At 67.3% G+C, this 22,563-nt stretch carries 23 protein-coding genes and 1 tRNA gene; 13 read left to right on the forward strand and 11 right to left on the reverse strand.

What is annotated here, in order from left to right; genetic code table 11:
* Positions 1–21: 21 nt before the first annotated feature.
* The gene (locus AC6EUH_RS09665) at positions 22–990 is read right to left on the reverse strand and encodes a hypothetical protein (protein ID WP_499738488.1); all 969 of its coding nucleotides are present in this window, start codon (positions 988–990) and stop codon (positions 22–24) included.
* Positions 991–1,060: 70 nt separating this feature from the next.
* Here AC6EUH_RS09665 and AC6EUH_RS09670 point away from each other — a divergent pair, with 70 nt between their 5' ends.
* Positions 1,061–1,534: a hypothetical protein gene (locus AC6EUH_RS09670; protein WP_499738489.1), complete on the forward strand. Its 474-nt coding sequence runs from the start codon at positions 1,061–1,063 to the stop codon at positions 1,532–1,534.
* A gap of 86 nt (positions 1,535–1,620) precedes the next feature.
* On the opposite strand, the gene AC6EUH_RS09675 is transcribed toward AC6EUH_RS09670, so the two are convergent.
* From AC6EUH_RS09675 to tmk, 6 genes are all read right to left on the reverse strand, one after another.
* Positions 1,621–2,169, reverse strand: coding sequence for a hypothetical protein (locus tag AC6EUH_RS09675; protein ID WP_499738490.1), 549 nt, complete (start codon positions 2,167–2,169; stop codon positions 1,621–1,623).
* A gap of 72 nt (positions 2,170–2,241) precedes the next feature.
* Entirely contained in the window at positions 2,242–2,721 is a 480-nt protein-coding gene (locus AC6EUH_RS09680) for a sensor histidine kinase (RefSeq protein WP_499738491.1), read from the reverse strand.
* 218 nt (positions 2,722–2,939) lie between these two features.
* A tRNA-Thr gene (locus AC6EUH_RS09685) sits at positions 2,940–3,012 on the reverse strand.
* 94 nt (positions 3,013–3,106) lie between these two features.
* On the reverse strand, positions 3,107–4,672 hold the full coding sequence (locus AC6EUH_RS09690; protein ID WP_499738492.1) for an alpha/beta hydrolase: 1,566 nt from the start codon (positions 4,670–4,672) through the stop codon (positions 3,107–3,109).
* 40 nt (positions 4,673–4,712) lie between these two features.
* Positions 4,713–5,855, reverse strand: coding sequence for a DNA polymerase III subunit delta' (locus AC6EUH_RS09695; RefSeq protein ID WP_056427233.1), 1,143 nt, complete (start codon positions 5,853–5,855; stop codon positions 4,713–4,715).
* Positions 5,852–6,508 (reverse strand): dTMP kinase, encoded by a 657-nt coding sequence (gene tmk / locus AC6EUH_RS09700; protein WP_056427230.1) that lies wholly within the window; start codon positions 6,506–6,508, stop codon positions 5,852–5,854. The genes AC6EUH_RS09695 and tmk overlap by 4 nt, the downstream gene beginning before the upstream one ends.
* A gap of 88 nt (positions 6,509–6,596) precedes the next feature.
* Between tmk and AC6EUH_RS09705 the strand changes: the two genes are divergently transcribed.
* Together AC6EUH_RS09705 and AC6EUH_RS09710 are read left to right on the forward strand one after the other, a co-directional pair.
* Complete coding sequence (locus AC6EUH_RS09705; protein ID WP_499738493.1) at positions 6,597–7,781, forward strand: trans-sulfuration enzyme family protein; 1,185 nt, start codon at positions 6,597–6,599, stop codon at positions 7,779–7,781.
* Positions 7,782–7,790: 9 nt separating this feature from the next.
* The gene (locus AC6EUH_RS09710) at positions 7,791–8,144 is read left to right on the forward strand and encodes a DUF2516 family protein (RefSeq protein ID WP_056427227.1); all 354 of its coding nucleotides are present in this window, start codon (positions 7,791–7,793) and stop codon (positions 8,142–8,144) included.
* 10 nt (positions 8,145–8,154) lie between these two features.
* Here the strand turns inward: AC6EUH_RS09710 and AC6EUH_RS09715 are convergent, their stop codons facing one another.
* The gene (locus tag AC6EUH_RS09715) at positions 8,155–8,970 is read right to left on the reverse strand and encodes a class I SAM-dependent methyltransferase (RefSeq protein WP_499738503.1); all 816 of its coding nucleotides are present in this window, start codon (positions 8,968–8,970) and stop codon (positions 8,155–8,157) included.
* Positions 8,971–9,175: 205 nt separating this feature from the next.
* Between AC6EUH_RS09715 and AC6EUH_RS09720 the strand changes: the two genes are divergently transcribed.
* Complete coding sequence (locus AC6EUH_RS09720) at positions 9,176–9,922, forward strand: phosphoglyceromutase (protein WP_499738494.1); 747 nt, start codon at positions 9,176–9,178, stop codon at positions 9,920–9,922.
* A 128-nt stretch (positions 9,923–10,050) separates the two neighbouring features.
* Here AC6EUH_RS09720 and phoU read toward each other — a convergent pair whose 3' ends face one another.
* A complete protein-coding gene (phoU, locus tag AC6EUH_RS09725; protein ID WP_056427221.1) occupies positions 10,051–10,713 on the reverse strand; it encodes a phosphate signaling complex protein PhoU in 663 nt (220 codons plus the stop codon).
* A 207-nt stretch (positions 10,714–10,920) separates the two neighbouring features.
* On the opposite strand from phoU, the gene AC6EUH_RS09730 reads away from it, so the two are divergent.
* Both AC6EUH_RS09730 and AC6EUH_RS09735 read left to right on the forward strand, forming a co-directional pair.
* A complete protein-coding gene (locus AC6EUH_RS09730) occupies positions 10,921–12,177 on the forward strand; it encodes a sensor histidine kinase (RefSeq protein ID WP_499738504.1) in 1,257 nt (418 codons plus the stop codon).
* Positions 12,174–12,854, forward strand: a complete 681-nt coding sequence (locus AC6EUH_RS09735; protein ID WP_056427215.1) for a winged helix-turn-helix domain-containing protein — start codon at positions 12,174–12,176, stop codon at positions 12,852–12,854. Before AC6EUH_RS09730 ends, AC6EUH_RS09735 begins: the two co-directional genes overlap by 4 nt.
* 99 nt (positions 12,855–12,953) lie before the next feature.
* Here the strand turns inward: AC6EUH_RS09735 and AC6EUH_RS09740 are convergent, their stop codons facing one another.
* Entirely contained in the window at positions 12,954–13,490 is a 537-nt protein-coding gene (locus tag AC6EUH_RS09740) for a hypothetical protein (protein WP_056429167.1), read from the reverse strand.
* Between the two features lie 315 nt (positions 13,491–13,805).
* On the opposite strand from AC6EUH_RS09740, the gene AC6EUH_RS09745 reads away from it, so the two are divergent.
* From AC6EUH_RS09745 to rlmB, 6 genes are all read left to right on the forward strand, one after another.
* On the forward strand, positions 13,806–14,288 hold the full coding sequence (locus tag AC6EUH_RS09745) for a CarD family transcriptional regulator (RefSeq protein WP_024367191.1): 483 nt from the start codon (positions 13,806–13,808) through the stop codon (positions 14,286–14,288).
* Between the two features lie 181 nt (positions 14,289–14,469).
* On the forward strand, positions 14,470–15,300 hold the full coding sequence (gene ispD / locus AC6EUH_RS09750; RefSeq protein WP_056427214.1) for a 2-C-methyl-D-erythritol 4-phosphate cytidylyltransferase: 831 nt from the start codon (positions 14,470–14,472) through the stop codon (positions 15,298–15,300).
* A 2-nt stretch (positions 15,301–15,302) separates the two neighbouring features.
* Positions 15,303–15,839: a 2-C-methyl-D-erythritol 2,4-cyclodiphosphate synthase gene (gene ispF / locus AC6EUH_RS09755; RefSeq protein ID WP_499738495.1), complete on the forward strand. Its 537-nt coding sequence runs from the start codon at positions 15,303–15,305 to the stop codon at positions 15,837–15,839.
* 43 nt (positions 15,840–15,882) lie between these two features.
* A complete protein-coding gene (locus AC6EUH_RS09760; protein WP_499738496.1) occupies positions 15,883–16,212 on the forward strand; it encodes a hypothetical protein in 330 nt (109 codons plus the stop codon).
* A 54-nt stretch (positions 16,213–16,266) separates the two neighbouring features.
* On the forward strand, positions 16,267–17,724 hold the full coding sequence (gene cysS / locus AC6EUH_RS09765; protein ID WP_499738497.1) for a cysteine--tRNA ligase: 1,458 nt from the start codon (positions 16,267–16,269) through the stop codon (positions 17,722–17,724).
* Between the two features lie 122 nt (positions 17,725–17,846).
* Positions 17,847–18,833 (forward strand): 23S rRNA (guanosine(2251)-2'-O)-methyltransferase RlmB, encoded by a 987-nt coding sequence (gene rlmB, locus AC6EUH_RS09770; RefSeq protein ID WP_056429164.1) that lies wholly within the window; start codon positions 17,847–17,849, stop codon positions 18,831–18,833.
* Between the two features lie 672 nt (positions 18,834–19,505).
* Here rlmB and AC6EUH_RS09775 read toward each other — a convergent pair.
* Positions 19,506–20,309: a carbon-nitrogen hydrolase family protein gene (locus AC6EUH_RS09775; RefSeq protein WP_499738498.1), complete on the reverse strand. Its 804-nt coding sequence runs from the start codon at positions 20,307–20,309 to the stop codon at positions 19,506–19,508.
* A 116-nt stretch (positions 20,310–20,425) separates the two neighbouring features.
* On the opposite strand from AC6EUH_RS09775, the gene glgX reads away from it, so the two are divergent.
* Positions 20,426–22,540, forward strand: coding sequence for a glycogen debranching protein GlgX (gene glgX / locus AC6EUH_RS09780; protein WP_499738499.1), 2,115 nt, complete (start codon positions 20,426–20,428; stop codon positions 22,538–22,540).
* Positions 22,541–22,563 lie beyond the last annotated feature (23 nt).

The raw sequence follows: 22,563 nt of genomic DNA on the forward strand, positions 1-22,563 counted from the left end.
CCGGCCTCTGACACTTTGTGGTCATGAGTCCGGCGTGTTGCCAAGCCGCAGCACCCGTTCCCGGGCAAGGTCCGCGGTGCGCACGGCTCTGGCCGCTGCCCGGGCTGACTGCTGGGCCCGGGCGGTGGCCAGCTCGCGCCGTTTCCGGGCGGCCGTGAGTTCCTGCTCGCACCGGGCCAGCTGTTCCCGCAGTTGCCTTACGGTGTCGGTGAGCTCCGAGGCTTGCATGGTGGCCGATGCCAGCTCCTCCTGATGCTCCCGGGCTTCCGTTGCAGCGGCACTCGATGCTTCTTCCGCGTCCTTGAGCAAAGCCCGGGCCCGCTCCACTGCAGACGGAGTGGATTTCCGCGTGTCCGGCCGGACGGCCCGCAGCCGGGGCTGGTCCGCGTCTTTTGTGGCCGGGGTTCCGGCGCCGCCGGATGTTCCGGTGCGTTCCGCAGGCGGGCGAAGCGAGGGACCCCGCGGAGGTACCACGAGGCCGGGCAGCGCAACGGCACCCGAAAGATCCACGACGTCGACGCCGTCGGCGGACAGCCCCCGGAGCAGGCGGCCCGACTGTACGGCAGCGGCGGCCCCCTCATCCGCCGTCGCCGCGCGCAAGGTCTCCTCCACCTCCGCCGCAATCGTTCCGCTGATCTTCCGGCCCAGATCTTCGGCGACCGCCTGCGCGGCCTTGACCGCACTGACCAGCAGTTGGCGCCGCTCCTGTCCCAGCCGTCGGAGCTCCGGGGCGTCGAGGGCGGACTGCGCGGCGCGCATCGACTGCCCCAGCGCGGCGAGTTCGCGGACGACCTCCGGCCGCCGGGCCGTGAGCATGTTCACTGCCCACGCCGCCACGGACGGCTTGGGCAGGGAACGCACGTCCGCGGCGAAGGACCGGTCTTTCGTGGCGGCTGCGTCTTTGGCGGCTACGGTCCGCTCGGCAACAAATTCGTCGAAGGGGAGGGCATAGAGCTGCGCCGCAACGTCCGCCAGGCCTCGCTCTTCCATGCAAGAATCATAGAAGCCCGGCCCCGGCAAAGCCGCGCCACCGGACGGTAATTCAGGAGGTTAGGCACGCATGATCGACATCGCAGGGCTCCCTGCGCACATCCTGCTCATCCACGGCGTCGTGGTGCTGGCGCCGATCGCCGGCCTGGCCGCGATCCTGTTTGCCGCGCTGCCCCGCTGGCGCAGCTACCTGGCCTGGCCGCTGGGAGTGCTGTCCCTGGGCCTGGTTCCCCTGTCCTTGCTCACGGCGGAGGCCGGGGAACAGCTGGAGGAGACCCGCCCCGCGTCGGCCCTCATCCGGGAACATGCGGAGCAAGGGGACGTGCTCAAGGCCGTCTCCGTAGTCTTCTTCGTGGTCGTCGCCGCGGCGCTGATCGCGGCCTATGACCCCATCGGCCGGCGCTTCTCCTTCCTGGGCCGCCTGCGGACAAACCGCGCCGTCCGGATAACCCTCCTGGTTGTCTCGGCGGCAGTGGGGGCCTTCTTCATCTACCAGAGCATCGTCACCGGCCACTCCGGCGCTGCCTCGGTCTGGGCCGCTTAGCGTCGACAGTGCCGTGGTTCGACGAGAACTCCGCACAATTGCCCTCCGGAGGGGCCAGCGGCGCGGGTCCCGCGACGCCCTGCCTGCTAGCGGGGCTTCCGGACATCCAGGAACGCCCAGGCAATAACCAGCAGTCCACCACATGCCAGGAGGACCGCGCCGGCAAGGCCGCCGGCAGCCAGGTCCTCGGACGCGGGCGTCACTGCGGCCACGAGGCCCTCTGTCGCAGGCGACGGTGGCGCTGCCGGCGTCGGCTTCGGCGCTGTCGAGGCCGGGGTGCTGTTAGCGGGAGAGGCCGTGGCCGACGGAACTTTGGCCGGCGTCGGAGTGCCAGCGCCGCCGGTTTGCGTTGGGGCCTGCACGCCCGCCGCGGCGGTGACTCCTGGGTTTTGCGGAGCAGGGGCCGTTCCGGACGGGATTGACGGGGCGGGCGGCCCGGCGGTGGCGCTTGATGTCGGGGCCGGCGTCGCGGTGGGAACCGGACTGCTCGGGGGCGTCGGGCAGATGAGTGCCGGGACGATCCCGCCGATGTGATCGCAGGGGCCTGCGGCGGCTGGCGGGGCGAGGACCAGCGGCACGGCTGCCAGCATCAGCGCCGCGGCAGCGGTGTAGGAGGCCCCTTTTGTGGTCTTCACCCGATCCATCGTAGGGGCACGGACCGCGCCCAGACGGGACCCCGGCAGGGAGCGTTGGCAGAAAAACCGTTGCTAGTCCAGGGGCAGCGTTACCGTCACACAGGTTCCCGTGGCGGCCGAATCGATGATCATTTCTCCGCCGGCAAGCCCCACGGACGCTCGCATGAGTCGCAGTCCCATACCGGTGTGCCGGCCAATCATGGCTGCCGGCACGTCGAAACCTCCGCCGTCGTCGGTCACTTTGAGCTGGACGCCGTGGCTCGTGCCGTGGGTGACGCAGCCCACCCGGATCGTCACCGCTGACGCCTGGGCGAAATTGTAGACGTTGCTGAGGAGCTCCTGCGCCGCCCGGTACAGGAGCGTTGCAGATTGCCGGTCCACTTCCATCCCGTGGTGCGGAGCCTCCAAGTGCACCACGATGCCGCGTTCGCGGAGGGGAAGAGTCAAGCGGTCAATTGCGCCGGTTACCCCAAGTACATGGAAATCGACGGAGTGTGTATCGGTGAGGACGCCACGTACGGCGACGACTTCATCGCTTCGTAGTGATTTCATGCTCTTACTGTGCGCTTGCGTCCTTGGCTTTTTCTTGTGCCGCGCCGAGGACGGCGTATCTCGACTCCGCTGGCTCGCGCCGGGCGCCAAGGAGGCGGGTTTTCGTGAACGACAGGAACGCACCAGCGGCCCGCGTGGCACCGCGCGGAAATCTCTCGGCGGCATCATGGACAACGACAGAACCCCCGGAAATCGTTGATTTCCGGGGGTTCTTTCCGAGCTTCCTGCCAGAATCGAACTGGCGACCTTCTCATTACGAGTGAGACGCTCTACCAACTGAGCTAAGGAAGCAACCGCGTGAAGGGTCCGGGTGGCCCGGCCGCTTCATGCCAGAGACAACTGTAGTAGAGTCCTCAGGCCCGGGTCAAAATGAGTGCGGAACGCCTCAGCAGACGGTGTTGTCCGCAGGGGTCTTGCCGTCGACGAGGTAGCCGTCCACGGCATCGCCGATGCAGTCGTTGGAGCGGCCGTAGGCCGTGTGGCCCTCGCCCTTCCACGTCAGCAGCGCTGCGGTGCCCAGCTGCTTGCGCAGCTCGGCGGCCCACTCCACCGGCGTTGCCGGGTCGCCCGTGGTGCCGACCACTAGGATGTCGGTGGAACCCTTGTAGTCCGCCGGAGCGGGGGTCCGGACGTTCTTGTACGGCCAGTCCTTGCAGTTGGTGCCACCGTAGGCGAAGTAGGAGCCCAAGGTGGGGGAGTCCTGGCGCAGCTGCTGCGCGTCAGCCCGCATCCCGGCCGTGTCCGTCACCATCGGGTAGTCCAGGCAGTTGATGGCAGAGAAGGCGAAGCTCGAATTCCCGGAGTAGCTGCCGTTCGGCTCCCGGTCCGCGCCGAAGTCAGCGAGCCGGAGCATCGGCGTCACGTCGCCCTTCAGCGCGCTGTCCAGGGCCTGCGTCAGCAGGGGCCAGTTGTCATCGTTGTAGAACGGCAGGATCAACCCGCTGACAAACATGGAGGCGTTGACTACCCGGCCGTCCTTCGCGGCCCGCGGGTCCGCTTCCACGGCCGCGATGATGTCCTGGATCTGGGCGACGGCGTCGTCCGGCGTGCCGCTGAGCGGGCAGTCGCTGCCTTCGAGGCAGTGAGTCACGTAGGCCCGGATGGCCTTCTCGAACGCCTTCGCCTGCCCGCTGGTCAGCTCCTCATAGCTCAGCGAAGGATCCATCGCGCCGTCGAGGACCATGCGGCCGACGTTGTCCGGGAACAGCGAGGCGTACGTGGAGCCGAGGAAGGTGCCGTAGGAGTAGCCCAGATAGTTCAGCTTGGCGTCGTTGAGCACGCCGCGCAGGATGTCCAGATCCTTGGCGGCACTGGCGGTATCGATGTGGCCCAGGACGGGACCGGTCTTCTCCGCGCACTGGGCGGCGATGGCCTTGTTGTCCGCGATGGCCTCGGCCAGCCCGGCGTCGGTGTCCAGTTCATAGACCTTGGCCCGGGAGGCGTCGCGCTCCTGGTCGGTCATGCACTTGACCGGCGCCGAGCGTTTCACGCCGCGCGGATCGAATCCGACGATGTCGTAGTTGGAGCGGACCTTTTCCGAGATGTTGGTGGAGCCGGCGTCCCGGACGAAGTCGTAGCCGGAGCCGCCGGGGCCGCCGGGGTTGACCAGCAGGCTGCCCTTTTTGTTGCTGCCCTCGCTGGGCAGCCTGAGCGCCGCGATTTCAATGCTCTCGCCGTCCGGCTTGCTGTAGTCGAGCGGGACCTTGATCTTGGCGCACTCGAAGTCTGACTCGCATGGGGCCCAATCGACCTGCTGCGTGTAGTAGCTGCGGAGTTCGGCGGGAGCGGCGGCGGCGATCTCGGGATTCGGCGTGCTGGAGTCTTTCGCCCCGCTGCCGCCGCCGAAGAGGGTGCACGAGGAGAGCGTCAGGGCCAGGGCCATGGCACCGACTGCCCGCATGCCGATCGCTACGGATCGGGATCTGGCGGGCACGGCTCGTGCAGACTTCATACGGTTCTCCTTTGACGGGACGGGGTCACTTGATGGTCCCTCAGATGAGGCTGGCGGCCATGGACTCGATGGTCAGCAACGGGGCCACGTTGGAAGTCGTGATCCGTTTGCGGGCCTTGTTGATGGCGTCCATGCGGGCGAGGGTGGTTTCGGCGGAAGAGTGGCGGGCGAACTCCACGAGTTCACTCCTGAGTTCAACGTTGACCAGCTCCACGGCGTTCCCCATCTGGATGATCAGCACGTCCCGGTAGAAGGACAGCAAATCGGTCAGCGTGCGGTCAAGGGAATCGGTCACCGAACGCTTGGCGCGGCGTTTCTGGTCATCCTCAAGCTGCTTGACCTGGCCGCGCATGGCCGGCGGCAGCGTGCCGCTTTCGGGCGCTCCAAGGGTGGCGAGCAGGGCAGCCTTCTCCGCCGCGTCGCGCTCATCGTTGGAGCTGTTGGCTTCCTCTGTGGCGATCTTGACGAGCTTTTCGGCCATCAGCACCGCGGCCGTGACGCCCCGGAGGCCCAAGGGGAACCGCACAGTTTCGAGCCGCCGCTCACGGGCTTCGGGATCGCGGGCCAGACGTCGGGCGATCCCGACATGGCTTTGCGCGGCCCGGGCCGCACGTTCGGCGACGGCAGGATCGACGCCGTCGCGCTTCACCAGCAGCGCCGCGACGTCGGCCGCGGGCGGAAGCCGCAGCGCCACCGGACGGCAGCGGGAACGGATGGTGACGAGGACATCGGCCGGGGACGGCGCGCAGAGCATCCAGACGGTGCGGGGAGTCGGTTCCTCGATCGCCTTGAGCAACACGTTCGTGGTGCGCTCGGCCATCCGGTCCGCGTCCTCCACGACAATGATGCGCCAGCGAGCCGAGGACGGCCGGTTACCGGCGGTGGAGACCAGATCGCGGGCCTCATCGATGGTGATGGTGACCTTTTCGGTGCGCACAAAAGCCACATCGGAGTGTGTTTCGCCCAGGATCGTCAGGCAGGCCGCGCATTCGCCGCAGCCGCGCCTGCTGACGTCGTCCTGGTCGCAGTTCAGGGCGGCGGCAAAGGCCTTCGCCGCGTTGGACCGGCCGGAACCCGGCGGGCCGGTGAAAAGCCACGCATGGGTCAGGCCCTCGCCCTGGGCCGCCTGGCGCAGTTGGTCCACGACGGCGGGCTGGCCCTGGAGGTCGTCCCAGACGCTCATGCTTGCACGCTCCGGGGGAGGGGCAGCAGGGCCTCGACCCGTGCCAGGATCCGCGCGGCCAGGTCCTCGACCGGTAGGCGGGCAGGGAGGACGAGGTACTGCTCCGGCCTGGCCGCGGCGAGGGTGAGGAAGGCGGTCCGGATCCTGGCGTGGAATTCGTCGGCCTCGGATTCCAGCCGGTCCTCGGCGGCGTCGCCCGCGGTGCGGCGGCGGCGCCCGACCTCGGGGTCGACGTCGAGCAACACGGTGAGATCCGGCTGCAGTCCCGACGTGGCCCAGTGATTGATGTCCCGGACGGCGTCGATGCCGAGGTCCCGGCCCGCGCCCTGGTAAGCGACCGAGGAGTCGATGTAGCGGTCCGTGAGGACGATCTCGCCGCGCTCCAGGGCGGGGCGGATGATTTGGCTGGCGTGGGCGGCGCGGGACGCCGCAAAGATCAGGGCTTCGGTATGCGCGTCGATGTGGCCGTGGCCGTGGTCCAGGACCAGGGAACGCAGTTTCTCGCCGATGGGAGTGCCGCCCGGCTCCCGGGTCCGCAGCACCGTGAGGCCGCGCGACTCAAGCGCCGCGGCCAGCGCAGCCGCCTGCGTGGACTTGCCGGCGCCGTCACCGCCTTCGAAGGCGATAAACAGTCCGGGGTTCTGGGTAGTCACTGCTCTAGCCTACCGACAATCCCTGACAGAAACGCGCCGCGGCGTAACGCCTTGGGCGCCCTGCCGGGCCCCGAAGTACCCTGTGACCATGAGTCTTTCCGAACAACAGGCAGCCGCGCTTTCCGCAGAAACAGTCGTTGTGGCGGCCGGCCGCCCGCCGCGCGAACGCGACGAACCTGTCAACCCTCCGCTGGTGCTGTCCTCCACGTATTTCGGGACGGGTCCGCTGGGCGACGGCGACCGCGGCTACGGGCGATACTCCAACCCCACTTGGGACCCCTTCGAGGAAGCCCTCGGCCAGCTCGAAGGCGCCGCGCTTCCCGGCCTCCTCTACGCCTCCGGCCTTGCCGCCGTCAGTTCGGCCCTTTCCCTGGTTCCCGCCGGAGGCGTGCTGGTCATGCCGTCCCACAGCTACGCAGGCTCCCTGGTGATGGCCACGGAGCTGGCCGAGAAGGGGTTCCTGGAGCTGCGCACCGTGGATATCGCGGACACCGATGCCGTCCTGGCGCAGCTCGCTCCGGCGGACGGGCGGCCAGCCAGCATGCTCTGGCTGGAGAGTCCCACCAACCCGATGCTGGGCGTCGCGGACATCCGTGCGCTGACGGCGGCCGCGCACGCGGCGGGCGCCGTCGTCGTCACCGACAACACCTTCTCGACGCCGCTGGTGCAGCAACCGCTGGCCTTGGGCTCCGACGTCGTCCTGCACTCAGTGACGAAGTACCTGTCCGGCCACTCCGACGTCGTGCTGGGCGCCCTGGTGACTTCCGACGCCGGACTCCGCGCCTCGCTGCTGCACCACCGCACCATCCACGGCGGCATCGCCGGGCCCTTTGAGGCCTGGCTGGCGCTGCGCGGGCTGCGCACGCTGGCCTTGCGGGTTGAGCGGTCGCAGGCCTCAGCAGCGGTGCTGGCCGAGCGGCTGCGCACGCATCCGCGGGTCGGCAGCATCCGGTTCCCGGGACTTCCCACCGATCCCGGCCACGAACGGGCCAAGAGCCAGATGAAGGGGTTCGGCTCGGTGCTGTGCATTGAAATGGCCCCGGTGGGCGGCCTCAGCGGAGCCGACGCCGCGGACCGGATGATCCGTGCCCTGAAGCTGTGGCTGCCGGCCACCTCCCTGGGAGGCGTGGAGTCGCTGATCGAACGGCGGCGGAGGCACACGGCCGAGCCAGCCAGTGTGCCGGACAACCTGGTCCGGATGAGCGTCGGGATCGAGAACGTCGAGGACCTTTGGGCCGATTTGGAGCAGGCTCTGGCCACTCTGGGCGGTTAGGCTGGGGGGATGGACGGAAGAGCGCTTATTTACTATGTCGAAACAGGGATCTATTTTCTCCTGGCCCTGGTAGCCCTCGCCCTTGAGGTGTGGGCGTTCTTTGACTGCCTGCGGCACAAGGCGAACGCCTTCGAAGCCGTGTCCAAGCGCACCAAGACTTTCTGGCTGGCCGTCACCGGCGGCGCCCTGGCCGTCGGCCTGCTCTCCCTCCTGGGCGGCGGCGGTGGCCTACTAGGTCCGCTGGGACTGTTCGGACTCGTCGCCGTAACGGCGGCGTCCGTCTACCTCGCCGACGTCCGCCCTGCCGTCAAGGACGCCGGCCGCGGCGGCAGTCGCAACATGGGCCCCTACGGACCCTGGTGACCCTTCCACATTAACCCGGCGCCACCGCGTCCCAGCCGACCGTAAGTTCTCCCAGCCGCCACCGGGACGGGCCGTCCTGGACCGGCCAGCCTCCGTCGCGCAGTGACCGGCACATGGCCGTCCAGCGTTGCCGGTTTCCGAAGGACGCGAGCGGAGCCGCCTCCAGCCAGGCCTTGTCCATGGCCTGCAGGAAGCCCTGAATCCGCTCGCCCGGGACATTCCGGTGGATGAGGGCTTTCGGTAGCCGCTCGGCGACTTCCGAGGGCAGCGCAAAACTGCCGAACCGCATGGACAGGCTCAGGCTCAGCGGCCGCTCGGCGTCCAGCGCCACCCACGTCACCCGGCGGCCGATTTCGTCGCAGGTGCCGTCAATGAACAGCCCGCCCGGCGCCAACCGCCCCTGCACTAGCCGCCAGATGGCCGCGACGTCGGCTTCCTCATACTGCCGCAGCACGTTGAAGGCCCGCACCAGGACGGGGCGGCCGGCCACGGGCAGTTCGAATCCGCCCAGCTCGAAGCTCAACCCGGGCCGTTCCAGTTCCCTGGCCAGCCGGACCCGCTCGGGCTCGATTTCGATTCCGACCACCCGCACATCGGGCCGGATCGCGGACAGCCGGTCAAAGAGTTCGACAGCGGTGGCCGGGGAGGCGCCGTAGCCCAGATCCACGACCAGGGGATCGGCCGCCGCGCGCAGCCGCCAGGCCTGCGTGCCGGTCAGCCAGCGGTCCAGCCGGCGCATCCGGTTGGGGTTGGTGGTGCCGCGGGTAATGTTGCCCACCGGGCGGCCGGCGCGGGGTCCGCTTTTCGCCACGCCGCGTTTGTCCATGCCGCGTTTGTCCATGACATGGGTCTGCGGGGGCACCACCCGCTCAGCCTTCTGCACCACCTGCCCACCTTATCCTCCAGCGCGGGTTCAGTTCCGGCCCATGAGGCACCCGGCGGGACCGGCGCGGACTGACCCCGCGTTGCGTTGTGGCGGGGGAGATGTAATGCACGGCACTGCCCGCGGCCGCTCCGCTAGGATGAAAACCATGACTTATAAGCTGATTCTGCTGCGCCACGGCCACAGCGAATGGAACGCCAAGAACCTGTTCACCGGCTGGGTGGACGTTGACCTCAACGACCAGGGCCGGGCCGAGGCGATCCGCGGCGGCGAGCTTCTCGTGGAGAACAACATCCTCCCGGACGTCGTCTACACGTCCCTGCTGAAGCGGGCCATCAACACCGCCAACATGACCCTCGACAAGGCCGACCGCGGCTGGATTCCGGTCAAGCGCGACTGGCGGCTCAACGAGCGTCACTACGGCGCCCTGCAGGGCAAGGACAAGGCCCAGACCCTCGCCGAATACGGTGAAGAGCAGTTCATGACCTGGCGCCGGTCCTACGACACCCCGCCGCCGCCCCTGGCCGACGACTCCGAGTTCTCCCAGGCCCACGATCCGCGCTATGCGGACCTCGGTGACGACCTGCCCCGCACCGAGTGCCTCAAAGACGTCCTGGTCCGCCTGATGCCCTACTGGGAATCGGACATCAAGGAAGACCTTAAGGCCGGCAAGACCGTCCTGGTCACTGCCCACGGCAACTCCCTGCGCGCCCTCGTCAAGCACCTTGACGGCATCAGCGACGAGGCCATCGCCGGATTGAACATCCCCACGGGCATCCCGCTGGTCTACGAACTGGACGAGAACTTCCAGCCGCTCAATCCGGGCGGCACGTACCTCGATCCCGAGGCCGCGGCCGAAGCCATCCAGGCCGTCGCCAACCAGGGCAAGAAGTAGCGCCCTCGGCTCACGCAACCACTGAACGTACGACGCCGGCCGGTCACCTCTGAAGGTGACCGGCCGGCGTCGTACGATGTGCGGTCCGGCGCTGGAGTCCGGACAATATTCTCCCGACCCGGGGAGGGCTAGCTGTGCTCGATGCTGTTCGGCTGCCACGCACCGGTGACCAGGTAGGTGACCTTCTGCGCCACGGAGACGCCGTGGTCCGCGAAACGTTCGAAGTAGCGGCTGGCCAGTGCGACGTCGACGGTTGTGGCCGGGGACTCCTGCCAGTCGCTGCGTGCGATCGCCTTGAAAACGCTCAGGTGCAGGTCGTTCACGGCCGAGTTGGCCTTCATGATGTCCCGTGCCACTTCGAGGTCCCGGGTTTCCAGCAGCACCGTGAGCTTCTCAGCGATCAGCAGATCGTGTTCGGCGAAGCTCTTGAACGTTTCCCGCAGCTGGGCGGGAACCACGGTCGCGGGATAGCGCAGGCGGGCGAGCTGGGCGAGGTGCCGGGCGAGGTCACCCATGCGCTCCAGGGAGGCGCTCATCCGGAGGGATCCCACAATCATCCGCAGGTCACTGGCCACGGGGCCCTGCAGGGCGAGGATATCGATGGCGCGCTCGTCGAGGCTGTTCTGCAGGAAGTCGATCCGCGCATCGGCCGCGATGACGTCCTCGGCAAGATCGATGTCGGCGCCGTCGAAGGCAGTCGTGGCTTTCTCGATGGCCTCACTGACCAGCTTTGAGATTTCGACGAGCTGTTCCCCCACTTGGGCGAGCTCTTCCTGAAAAACCTTGCGCACGTGTGCATCCTTTCCTCGGAAATATTGCCGGCCACCAACAGTGGCGGGCCCATTTCGGTCACCTCGCGGCGCTCCAACTGTCAAGTGTTCCAGCATCCGGTGAACTGTTACGCCCCAATAGGTGAACGTTAGCTGAACCGGAGCGGCAATAGCGGGAGATTACAGTTTCCGACGCGGGGCAGAGCATAAGCTGGAGCCGTGGATCCAATGCTTATCGGCGTGATCGCCGGCCTGATCGGCCTGGCGCTTGGCGTCTTCGGAGTGCACGCGTTCCGGGTCAGCGAGCGGCAGCGCAAGCTGGTGGACGTCGAGTTCGAGGACCCCTCGCTTCCCGAGGGCGCCGCCGAGGTGCTGGCCGCCGTCGGACGGGCGTTCGTGGTGGTGGACGCGATCGACGGCGTCGTCCGTGCCAGCCCCGCCGCGTACGCTTACGGCCTGGTGCGCGGCCACACCTTGGTCCACGAGCAGCTGCTGGAAATGACGGCCAAAGTCCGGCGCGACGGCGTCATCCTCGAACGGCTCCTGGAACTCCCGCGAGGTCCGCTGGGCCAGGGAACCATCGTGGTCCAGGTGCGGGCGGCCGTGATCGCGGAGGAATATATCCTCCTGCTGGCCGACGACAGGACCGAGGTCACCCGCACCGAGGAAGTCCGCAACGACTTCGTCGCCAACGTCTCCCACGAACTGAAGACGCCGGTCGGGGCCATCTCGCTGCTGGCCGAAGCGCTTGAGTCCTCCGCGGATGACCCGGAAGCCGTGCGGCGCTTCGCCCGGCGCACGCACAAGGAATCCGCCCGGCTGGCCGCCCTGGTGCAGGACATCATCGAACTCTCCCGGCTGCAGGGCACCAACGTCGCGCAGCAGGGGCGGGCGGTGGACATCAACACCGTGGTCGCCGAGGCGGTGGACCGCTCGCAGCTGCCGGCAGAGAGCAGGAACATCGAACTCGTGGTCGGCGGGCATGCGGACGCGATGGTTTACGGCGACCAGGACCAGCTGGTGACGGCGCTGCGCAACCTGATCGACAACGCCATCCGTTACTCCCCGGAAAATACCCGCGTCGGGATCGGCATCCGGTCCAAGGACGGCCTGGTGGCTGTGTCCGTGACGGACCAGGGCGAGGGGCTCAGCCCCGAGGACCAGGAGCGCGTCTTTGAACGCTTCTACCGCGTGGACGCGGCACGGTCCCGCCATACCGGCGGCACGGGCCTTGGCCTGAGCATCGTCAAGCACGTGGTCGCCAACCATGGCGGTGAGGTGACTCTCTGGTCACAGCCCGGCCAGGGCTCCACCTTCACCATCCGCCTTCCGGAACTGGAGGGCCAGGACAATGACGCCGCTGCCGGGGAGCGCGACCCCTCGGCCCGCGCGGCCACGGAGTCCGCGGCGCACGGCTCGTCCCAGAACCCAAGACCCGTACGACGTGACGCCGCAGGCGCCCATGAGCAAGGAGCTACCGCTTGAGCAGGATTCTAGTTGTCGAGGACGAAGAGTCGTTCAGCGACCCTCTGTCCTATCTGTTGGGCAAGGAAGGGTTCGAAGTGGAGGTGGTGGACAACGGACTTGACGCCATCATCGAATTCGACCGCAACGGAGCCGATCTGGTGCTGCTGGACCTGCAGCTGCCCGGACAGTCCGGCACTGAGGTCTGCCGGCAGCTGCGGCAGCGCTCGTCCGTCCCGGTCATCATGTTGACGGCGAAGGACGCGGAGATCGACAAGGTCGTGGGTCTGGAACTCGGCGCCGATGACTACGTCACCAAGCCCTACTCATCCCGGGAACTGGTAGCCCGTGTCCGGGCTGTGTTGCGCCGCCAGGGCGAACCCGAGGAGCTGGTCTCCAGCACGGTGCAGGCAGGACCGGTGCGCATGGACATTGAGCGGCATGTGGTCACCGTCAGCGGCGAGCAGGTCTCGCTCCCCTTGAAGGAATTCGAGCTGCTGGAGATGCTCTTGCGGAACTCCGGCCGGGTCCTCACCCGGGGGCAGCTGATTGACCGGGTGTGGGGCTCGGACTACGTGGGGGACACCAAGACCTTGGACGTTCACGTCAAACGGCTGCGCAGCAAGGTCGAGCCGGATCCCTCCGCGCCGCGACACCTGATCACAGTCCGCGGCCTGGGTTACAAGTTCGACCCCTAAACCAGCTCCGGGCCGCCAGCCCGCCCGCGCATAGCGCAGAAAAGGAAGGGCACCCGCACTAAACGCTCAGTGCGGGTGCCCCTACCTTCTGTGTGGAAGCTAGTGGTCTGTGGTGCTCGTCGGCGACGGGGTCGGCGTGGCGGTGCCGGTGGGCTCGCTGCCTGCCGGCAGGTACTGCTGGTAGTCGGCGATCGTCCCGTCCAGTACCGGAACCTTGAACTTCGTGTCCTGGTTCGTGCCGTCCTCGCTGATGCTGACCTCTACGAGGGATCCCGGAGCGCCGCCGGTGGTGCTCAGGATGGCCTCGTCCGTGGAATCGTTGAGCATCGTGTAGGAGTTCGGCTTGACCGGGACCTGGGTCTGGGAGCCGGCGGTACCGAGGATGGTCAGAGTTACGTCCTCGCCGGACGTGTTGTAGACAGCGCCGATCACTCGGCCGGGCTTGTCCTCACCGGCGGAGATGATCATCATGTTGCGCAGCTGCAGCGGACCCACGTTGGCCTGCGTTCCGTCCGACGCCGCGTACTCCGCGCCGGTCGACTGGGGGTTGATGTAGCCGCAGCCCGTTACAGACAGCAGGGCGATGCCCAGAGCCGCCGTTGCCATTGCCAGCTTGCCGCGCTGGCCCCGGTTCATCGCAGTGAAACCCACGTCACGCACTCCTTGAGAGTCTTGGAACAGTATTCAGCCATAGCCTATCGGCAATCCGTCCCAAACGATGATTCGGGTCGCACATATTGCCCCTCGGATGCGGACCCGGCAGGCCGCTCGAAGGGATGCCGCCGGCCCTTGGCAAAGGCGGGGTGATGCACTAATATCCGCATTCGTCAAGGGGTTTGAAGGGCCGTTTGGGGCCATTTTCCGCGTATTCATGCGGTTCTTGGGTGCGTTCCATGGCAGTCGTATGCCTTAAACGTGATAAACTGGTCTGCGGGAAAGGGGAATGTCCACATGGTTTTTGAGGTCGGCGAGACAGTAGTTTACCCTCACCACGGTGCAGCCAAAATTGAAGAAATCAAGATGCGCACTGTCAAGGGCGAAGAGAAGATGTATCTCAAGCTCAAGGTGGCTCAGGGTGATCTGACCATTGAAGTTCCAGCAGAAAACGTTGACCTAGTTGGGGTCCGGGACGTAGTGGGCAAAGAAGGTCTGGAGCACGTGTTTGAAGTGCTGCGGGCCGAGTTCACTGAAGAACCCACCAACTGGTCACGTCGATACAAGGCAAACCTGGAAAAGCTTGCTTCCGGTGACGTCATCAAGGTGGCAGAGGTCGTCCGCGACCTGTGGCGCCGCGATCACGACCGGGGTCTCTCCGCAGGGGAGAAGCGCATGCTGGCCAAGGCCCGCCAGATTCTGATTTCAGAACTGGCGCTGGCTGAGAAGACTGATGAAGAGAAGGCTGCAAGCGTTCTCGACGAGGTCCTGGCTTCCTAAGCAACACGTCGAACAGACAAGAATCGAACCCCGGTGGCCTCAGGCTGCCGGGGTTTCTTCTTGCCCGCTTCCCCCGCACCCGGGGTTGCACTATCACATATGGTCCCTAACAGCGCCCCGGAAGCATCAAAACTGATAGCTCACTGGGATGCTGCGGGCGCAGGGACGTAGTCTTGTCCGCATGGATACTGCACCGACGAACACGTCACCGGCCGGTCCCGTCGTGGCCGTCATCGTCGTGGCTGCCGGCTCCGGCCAGCGCCTGGGCTACGGCATGCCGAAGGCCAAGGTTCCGCTGGGCGGCGACACCATCCTCACCCACGCGCTGCGGGGCGTCGCGGCGGCAGGTATAGCGCAGCAGATCTGCGTCGCCGTTCCTCCCGGGGACACGGAGCTCCATGCCCTCTGCGACGCCTTCGCGCGGGACCTCAAGGCGGAGCATCTCCGCATGCCTGCCACGGGCGGCGGACAGCCCCCGGTCGTGACCATTGTCGACGGCGGTGCCAGCCGGGCCGAGTCGGTCCGCGCCGCGCTGGCAGCGCTCCTGCCGGCCACGGAGGCCGTCCTGGTCCACGACGCCGCCCGCGCCCTGGCGCCGGAGGCCGTCTTCCACCGTGTCGCCCACGCCCTCACGGCCGGCGCCCTGGCTGTCATCCCGGTGATCCCAGTGGTGGACACGGTCAAAACGGTGGAACCGTCCACTGGCGACGGCGCCGCGATCGCCCCCGAGATCGTCACCGGCACCGCGGCCCGGGAGACCCTCCGGGCCGTGCAGACCCCGCAGGGATTCGACCTTGCCACCCTCCGCCGTGCCCACGAGGCCGCTGCCGCGTTCGACGCCGGCCAGGCGGCCGCCGTCACGGACGACGCCATGCTGGTGGAACTCCTCGGCGTCCCCGTCCACGCGGTCCGCGGCGCCAGCCAATCACTGAAGATCACCACGCCGCTGGACCTGATCATCGCCGAGGGGCTCCTCGAAGGTCCGCTGGGTGCCCGCTGGGTGGAAGGCTGAGCATGTCCGGACCCCAGCACGCGCATCTGCCCGTCATCCCGCGGACCGGAATTGGGATTGACGTCCACGCCTACGCTCCCGAGGACGCGCCCCAGCCGCTCTGGCTTGGAGGGCTGTTCTGGGACGGGGAGCGCGGACTGTCCGGCCACTCCGACGGCGACCCGGTAGCCCATGCTGCCGCCGACGCCCTGTTCTCCGCCTGCGGCGTCGGAGACCTCGGGACGCATTTCGGCACCGACCGTCCGGAGTACGCCGGCGCCTCCGGCGTGACGCTGCTGGCCGAGGCCGCGCGGATCGTCCGTGCCGCGGGCTTCGAGATCGGGAACATTGCTGTGCAGTTTGTGGCCAACCGGCCCAAGTTCGGCCCCCGCCGGGAGGAATCCCAGCGGGTCTTGAGCGAGGCAGCAGGCGCTCCCGTTAGCGTCTCGGCCACCACGAGTGACGGCCTGGGTTTCACCGGCCGCGGCGAAGGCATTTCGGCCACGGCGACGGCCCTCGTCTACCCCGTCCCATCCGCGTCGCCGGAGCCCGTCGCCTAGGCTTAACGCAGATCCCTTCCCGCGAAACACCAGGAGACTCCCCGTGAAAAAGCTGCTGCCCGCCGTCGTACTTGTGGCCGGACTGCTGCTGGCCGGCTGTGCCGGGACGCCGAAAATGAGCGTCCCGGACAGCTGCGCGTTCCTCAACCAGGACACCTTTGTCCCCACCGGCAACCAGCAGCAACAGGCGGAACAGATCGCCAAGCATTACCAGGAGGTCGCGGACAAGGTGGCTCCGGAGGTGGCAGCCCCCATCCAGAAGATGGCCGACGTCATGGAAGACGTCTCCGGCTCCTCCCTGGGCGCCAAGAGCGACGAACAGACCAAACAGCTCGCAGAACAGATGAACAAGATCGGCGAGTACTGCAAGTAGGCGCCCGCACCGGTCCGCGCGCCCGGGCCGGACCCCATCGGCTAATCTGGAGCGGTGACCCTGCGCTTCTATGACACTGCATCCGCCGAAGTCCGCGACTTCGTCCCCCTGGTTCCGGGCAAGGTGAGCCTGTACTACTGCGGAGCCACCGTGCAGGGCATGCCGCACGTCGGGCACATCCGTTCGGCCATCGCGTTTGACCAGCTGACCCGCTGGCTGCAGTACCGCGGCTTCCGCGTCACCGCGGTCCGCAACGTCACCGACATCGACGACAAGATCCTCGCCAAGTCCGCCGCGTCCTTTGGGCCTGACTTTGAAGACGAGCCCGGGGCCCTGCGCGACGAGGAATGGTGGGCACTGGCCTACCGCTATGAGCAGGAATTCCTCAAGGCCTACGACACCCTCGGCGTCTCCCGCCCCACCTATGAGCCGCGCGCCACCGGCCACATCCCGGAAATGCACGCCCTCATCCAGCAACTGATCGACCGCGGCCACGCGTACCCGGCCCTGGACGACTCCGGCGACGTGTACTTCGACGTGCGCTCCTGGGCCAAGTACGGCTCCCTGACCCGGCAGAAGATCGATGACATGCAGGGGGCTCCCGACGCCGACCCCCGGGGGAAGAAGGACCCGCGCGACTTCGCGCTCTGGAAGGGCCACAAGGAGGGGGAGCCGACGACGGCGGGCTGGGCCTCGCCGTGGGGCACCGGCCGTCCGGGCTGGCACCTCGAATGCTCCGCGATGGTCACCAAGTACCTCGGCACCGAGTTCGACATCCACGGCGGCGGGCTGGACCTGCGCTTCCCGCACCACGAAAACGAAATGGCGCAGTCCCAGGCGGCAGGCCACGGCTTCGCCAACTTCTGGATGCACAACGGCATGGTCACCTACGCCGGCGAGAAGATGTCCAAGTCCATTGGCAACACCGTCAGCCCGGCCGACATGCTCGAACTCGCCCCGGCCCGCGTCGTCCGCTACTACCTGGGGCAGGCGCAGTACCGCTCGGTCCTGGACTACCAGCCGACGTCCCTGGCGGAAGCGGCCGCCGCCGTCGAACGCATTGACGGGTTCATCAGCCGGGCACTTCGGAGCACAATGACGCATGACGGCACCGTCGGCTTCTTCAGCCACGGCACAGTTCCGGATGCCTTCGCGGCGGCCATGGACGATGACCTCAACGTCCCGCAGGCCCTCGCCGTCCTGCACGACACCGTCCGCGCCGGTAACACCGCGCTCACCGACGGCCAGCTCGACGACGCCCGGCAGGCACTGGCCAGCGTCACGGACATGCTGCGTGTCCTTGGTCTCAACGACACCGCGGCCCCAGCAGCCGACGAGCGCTCCACCACGGCCCTGGGGGTCTTGGTCGATGCGCAACTGGAGGCGCGGGCACAGGCTCGGGCCGCCAAGGACTGGGCGGCGTCCGACGCCATCCGGGACACCCTGGCCACCGCCGGCGTCGTCGTCGAAGACGGCCCGGACGGTGCGACCTGGAGCCTGAAGCGCGGCTGAACCTCGTTGACGGCGGCCGGTGAAGCGGGCCGCCGTCGTCTCCTCCGGTCGAGGATTTACCTCGAGTCAGTAGACTGGAGGTCAGACTTATCAACGAATCGCGTATTTAAAGGGTGAAACTCATGGCCAACAACGGTCGCCGCTCGGTCAAATTGAAGAAGGGCCCCTCCGTCGGAACCGGCGGTCACGGCCGCAAGGCACTTGAGGGCAAGGGCCCCACGCCGAAGGCGGAGGACCGCCCCTACCACAAGGCCCACAAAAACAAGCAGCTCGCGGAACGCTCCGCAGCCAAGCGGCCGGGCGCCCCGCGCAACGCCGGTGCCCGCTCCGGCCCCAAGGGCCGTGCCACGGAGGAAGTCGTCACCGGACGCAACTCCGTCGTCGAGGCACTGCGCGCCGGCATTCCCGCCAAGGCCCTGCACGTTGCCATCCGCATCGAGATGGACGATCGTGTCAAGGAGTCGCTCAAGCTGGCGGCCGAGCGCGGCATCCCGCTGCTCGAAACCGGCAAGCCCGAGCTGGACCGCATGACGGACGACGCCATCCACCAGGGCCTCGTGCTGCAGATCCCGCCGTACGAGTACCAGGACGCCTACGAACTGGCCGAAGAAACCCTCGAAGCCTGGAAGAGGGGCCACGTCTCCAACGCGCCGCTCTTCGTCGCGCTCGACGGCATCACCGATCCGCGCAACCTCGGCGCGATCATCCGCTCGGTCTCGGCCTTCAGCGGCCACGGCGTCATCGTCCCGGAGCGCCGCTCAGTCGGCGTGACCGCCTCGGCCTGGAAGACCAGCGCCGGCGCAGCCGTCCGCGTCCCGGTGGCCCGCGCGGCCAACCTGAACAACACGCTGAAGGCGTTCAAGAACATGGGCATCTATGTTCTGGGGCTCGACGGCGACGGCGACGTCTCGTTGCCCGATCTCGCCCTGGCCACCGAGCCGGTCTGCATCGTCGTGGGTTCCGAGGGCAAGGGCCTCAGCCGCCTGGTCCGCGAAAACTGCGACCAGATCGTCTCCATCCCGATCGACTCGGCGATGGAATCGCTCAACGCCTCCATGGCCGTCGGCATCTCCCTCTACGAGATCTCCCGCCAGCGCGCCGCCAAGTAAACTTCGCTTCAGGTGGCGGTTCGGGTTGCCGTCACCTGAGTTGTGGTTAGGTTCCGCCGGAACCGGAGCTTTGCCGTCGCTTAGTTGTGGCTGGGTCCGCCGGAACCGGAGCCTTGCCGTCGCTTAGCGGTCAGCCCCTTCCTCCCGACGCTCCGGTCGGCCGCGGACGGCCTCACTCCGCTCTGGTCGGCGATGCGCTCCTTGCAAAACTCCGGTACCGGCTCTGACGCTCCCGCACCTTTAACGGGTGGATAGCCAACGCTCCCTCACCTTTTGCGGTGATTGGGCAAGCGCTCCCTCGCCTACGGTGAAATTACGGCAACGCTCCCTCACGTCTCGTGAGGGAGCGTTGCCTTTAAACGCCGAAAGGTGAGGAAGCGTTGCCGGATAAATCGCGAAAGGTGAGGGAGCGTCGTTTCTTTGCAGTACCTCGATGCGGGGTGGGCTGAATACGAGCGGGCGGCGGGGTTTTGCTAGGAGCGCATCGCCGACCAGAGCTTTCGCAGGCCGCCCGCGGCCGGAGGAAGCGTCGGGAGGAAGGAAAGCCCCGAGGGCCCCGAACTGAGCTTGCGAAGTTTGGGAAGGGGCAGACCGCTAAGCGACGGCAAGGCGCCGCTGACCGCGGACGGTGACCTCGGCGAAGGTGACCGCGAACGAAACGACCGGAGCAACCTAGAACTTGTGGCGGTTGGCTAGCACCGGGAGCTTGGTTCGGGCTTCTTTGACGACGGCGGGGTCCAGGTCGGCGAACAGCAGGCCGGGGGCGCCGTCGAGCTCTTCGAGGACTTCGCCAAAGGGGGAGACGACGGCGGAGTGCCCGACGCCGGTGGGCGCCGCACCCTTCGGCTCGATGCCCTGGCTGGCCGGATTGCCCTGGCCGCAGGCGAGGACCAGGGTGGTGGAATCCGCGGCGCGAGCCCGGGCGAGGAGCTTCCACTGCTCGGCCTTGCCGGGACCGGAACCCCAGGAGGCGCACACAATATTGACCTCGGCGCCGCGGTCGGCGTTCTCGGTAAACAGGCCCGGGAACCGGATGTCGTAGCAGGTGGCCAGGCCGAACGTCACGCCGTCGAACTCGAACGTGACGGGCGTGGTGCCGGCGTCGACGGTATCCGATTCCGCGAAGCCGAAGGCGTCGAACAGGTGGATCTTGTCGTAGCTGGTCTCGATGCCGCGGCCGGTGACCAGCAGGGTGTTGCGCACTTTGCCGCCGTCGTCCGCCGTTCCCGGGGTGAACATCCCCGCAACGATCACGATGTCCTGCTCCGCCGCGATGGCGCGCACCGCCGATGCCCAGGGGCCGTCCAGCGGCTCCGCGATGTCCAGCAGCGAGTTGCCGAAGGAGCGCATGGTGGCCTCGGGAAACACCACAAGCTCGGCGCCGCCTGATTTTGCCCGGGCCGCATAGTCCGCGACGAGGTCCAGATTTCCGGCCAGATCGCGTCCGGTGATGATTTGAGCGAGTGCAATCCGCACTATTACCTCCATTTTCGGCGCTTGTTCCAGTATGCAACGCCGCTATTCCGTACACTGCACTTCGTCAGGAAATCAGAATCCGGGGCTATTTGTTCGGCCCGGCTAAACTTGAAGCAATGGTTATGCCCTACGTAGACACAGCTTCCACCGTAGACGCCTCGCGTGCGTTTCCGCTGGGAATCAGCGTTCCGGTCACCGGGTCGCCGGCAACGGACGATCCTCGGGGTGCCTTCGCGAATGTGGCTGTTTACGCGCCCGGCGTGACCACACTGGAGATCGCCTACCAGGCGCCCGGGGGTGTCTGGCAAGTGAAAACCCTGCCGAACGTGACCGACGGCGTGCACCACGGCATCGTTGAAGGCATGCCGGCCGGTTCGCGGTACGGCTTCCGGGCGACGCCGGACCACGAGGCGCTCCCGCTGTCCATGCCCGCCACGGATTTCGACGCCGGCAGCGTGCAGCCGCTGCTGCTGGACCCCTACGGCCGGGCGGTGGACGAGCGCGAGGATTTCATCACGAGCGTCCGGATGGAGAGCGACTTCGATTGGGGTGCCGACCGCGGTCCAAGGATTCCGTGGCGCAACACCATCATCTACGAAGCGCACGTCCGCGGCCAGACCAAGCTGCACCCCGACGTCCCCGAAGACCTCCAGGGCACCTACGCCGGACTGGCGCACCCGGCCATGATCGAGCACTTGATTGCGCTGGGGATCACCTCCGTGCAGCTGCTCCCGGTGCACTTCCACGTGGACGAACCGCACCTGCAGAACCTCGGCATGACGAACTACTGGGGTTACAACACGGCCGCGTTCTTCGCCCCGCACCCCGGCTATGCCACCGAGGCGGCGCAGGCCAAGGGCGCGCAGGCCGTCCAGGATGAGTTCAAGGGCATGGTCAAGCTGCTGCATGCCGCGGGCCTTGAGGTCATCCTCGACGTCGTCTACAACCACACCGCGGAGGGCGGCCCGGACGGCCGGACGCTCAGCTTCCGCGGCCTGGGCGAGATGACCTACTACCGAAATGACGGCCACGGCAGATACGTGGACACCACCGGCTGCGGCAACAGCCTGAACTTCGGCGAGCCCCGCGTGATCCAGCTCGTGCTGGATTCTCTGCGTTACTGGGTGACCGAGTTCCACGTCGACGGCTTCCGCTTCGACCTCGCGGTGACACTGGCCCGCAACGCCGCCAACGAGTTCGATCCCCGGCACCCGTTCCTGGTCGCGATCGGCGCCGACCCGGTACTGTCCGCCACGAAGCTCATCGCCGAGCCGTGGGATATCGGCTACGGGGGCTGGCAGACGGGCCGTTTCCCCGCCGGATGGGTGGACTGGAACGACCACTTCCGCGACGCCGTCCGCACCTTCTGGCTCGCAGACCGCGCCTCGATCGACGCCGGCGGGCAGGGCGGTTCGGTGGCCCGCCTCGCGGACGCCCTCTCCGGCTCCGCAAGCCTGTTTGAGCCGTCCGGCAGGTCCCGGCTCGCCTCCGTCAACCTCGTCACCGCCCATGACGGTTTCACCCTGGCCGACCTTGTGTCCTACGACCGCAAGCACAACGAGGCCAACGGTGAACAGAACCGTGACGGCCACGGCGACAACCGCAGCTACAACCACGGCTTCGAGGGTCCCACGGAGGACGAGGACATCCTCGCCCGGCGGGCCCAGTCCAGCCGCAACCTGATGGCTTCGCTCATGATCTCCCAGGGCGTGCCCATGATCACCGCCGGCGACGAGATCGGCCGCACCCAGCAGGGCAACAACAACGCCTACTGCCAGGACAACCCCATCACCTGGATCGATTGGACCAGCACTCCCGAGTCGCACTCGATGCTGCGCACCACCAAGCGCGTCATACGGCTCCGGAAGGAGTTTCTTGCCGGGCAGCCGCATGACTACCCGACGCGCGAAAAGCAGTCCTACTTCCATTGGTTCGACGAGCGCGGCGAGCCCATGGCCGGGGACCGCTGGCAGGATCCGGGACACCGGGTGGTGCAGCTCCTGCTCGGTTCCGACGACGGCCACGTGGACGGACTCGTGGTGGTCAACGGCGGCGCCAAGGACATCAAGGTCACGCTGCCGCAGCTGAGCAATGAGGACGGGACCGGCAACCGGATCTTCGAACTCCGTCTGACCACCTCCGGGCTCCACGACCGGCGCCAGGGCGTTCGCGTCGCTTCCGGGGAGCGGGACGTGGTGCAGGCCAATTCCATCAACATCTACCGCACGTAGTCCGGCGGTGCTCACCCAGGCAC

It is taken from the genome of Arthrobacter sp. 001422645 (assembly GCF_059816125.1).

Bases quoted from the DNA above. Each gene is read 5' to 3' on its own strand.
- AC6EUH_RS09665 (WP_499738488.1), bottom strand. From the start codon at position 990: ATGGAAGAGCGAGGCCTGGCGGACGTTGCGGCGCAGCTCTATGCCCTC.
- AC6EUH_RS09670 (WP_499738489.1), top strand. From the start codon at position 1,061: ATGATCGACATCGCAGGGCTCCCTGCGCACATCCTGCTCATCCACGGC.
- AC6EUH_RS09680 (WP_499738491.1), bottom strand. From the start codon at position 2,721: ATGAAATCACTACGAAGCGATGAAGTCGTCGCCGTACGTGGCGTCCTC.
- AC6EUH_RS09690 (WP_499738492.1), bottom strand. From the start codon at position 4,672: ATGAAGTCTGCACGAGCCGTGCCCGCCAGATCCCGATCCGTAGCGATC.
- AC6EUH_RS09695 (WP_056427233.1), bottom strand. From the start codon at position 5,855: ATGAGCGTCTGGGACGACCTCCAGGGCCAGCCCGCCGTCGTGGACCAA.
- AC6EUH_RS09705 (WP_499738493.1), top strand. From the start codon at position 6,597: ATGAGTCTTTCCGAACAACAGGCAGCCGCGCTTTCCGCAGAAACAGTC.
- AC6EUH_RS09710 (WP_056427227.1), top strand. From the start codon at position 7,791: ATGGACGGAAGAGCGCTTATTTACTATGTCGAAACAGGGATCTATTTT.
- AC6EUH_RS09715 (WP_499738503.1), bottom strand. From the start codon at position 8,970: ATGGACAAACGCGGCGTGGCGAAAAGCGGACCCCGCGCCGGCCGCCCG.
- AC6EUH_RS09720 (WP_499738494.1), top strand. From the start codon at position 9,176: ATGACTTATAAGCTGATTCTGCTGCGCCACGGCCACAGCGAATGGAAC.
- AC6EUH_RS09730 (WP_499738504.1), top strand. From the start codon at position 10,921: ATGCTTATCGGCGTGATCGCCGGCCTGATCGGCCTGGCGCTTGGCGTC.
- AC6EUH_RS09740 (WP_056429167.1), bottom strand. From the start codon at position 13,490: ATGAACCGGGGCCAGCGCGGCAAGCTGGCAATGGCAACGGCGGCTCTG.
- AC6EUH_RS09745 (WP_024367191.1), top strand. From the start codon at position 13,806: ATGGTTTTTGAGGTCGGCGAGACAGTAGTTTACCCTCACCACGGTGCA.
- ispD (WP_056427214.1), top strand. From the start codon at position 14,470: ATGGATACTGCACCGACGAACACGTCACCGGCCGGTCCCGTCGTGGCC.
- ispF (WP_499738495.1), top strand. From the start codon at position 15,303: ATGTCCGGACCCCAGCACGCGCATCTGCCCGTCATCCCGCGGACCGGA.
- rlmB (WP_056429164.1), top strand. From the start codon at position 17,847: ATGGCCAACAACGGTCGCCGCTCGGTCAAATTGAAGAAGGGCCCCTCC.
- glgX (WP_499738499.1), top strand. From the start codon at position 20,426: ATGGTTATGCCCTACGTAGACACAGCTTCCACCGTAGACGCCTCGCGT.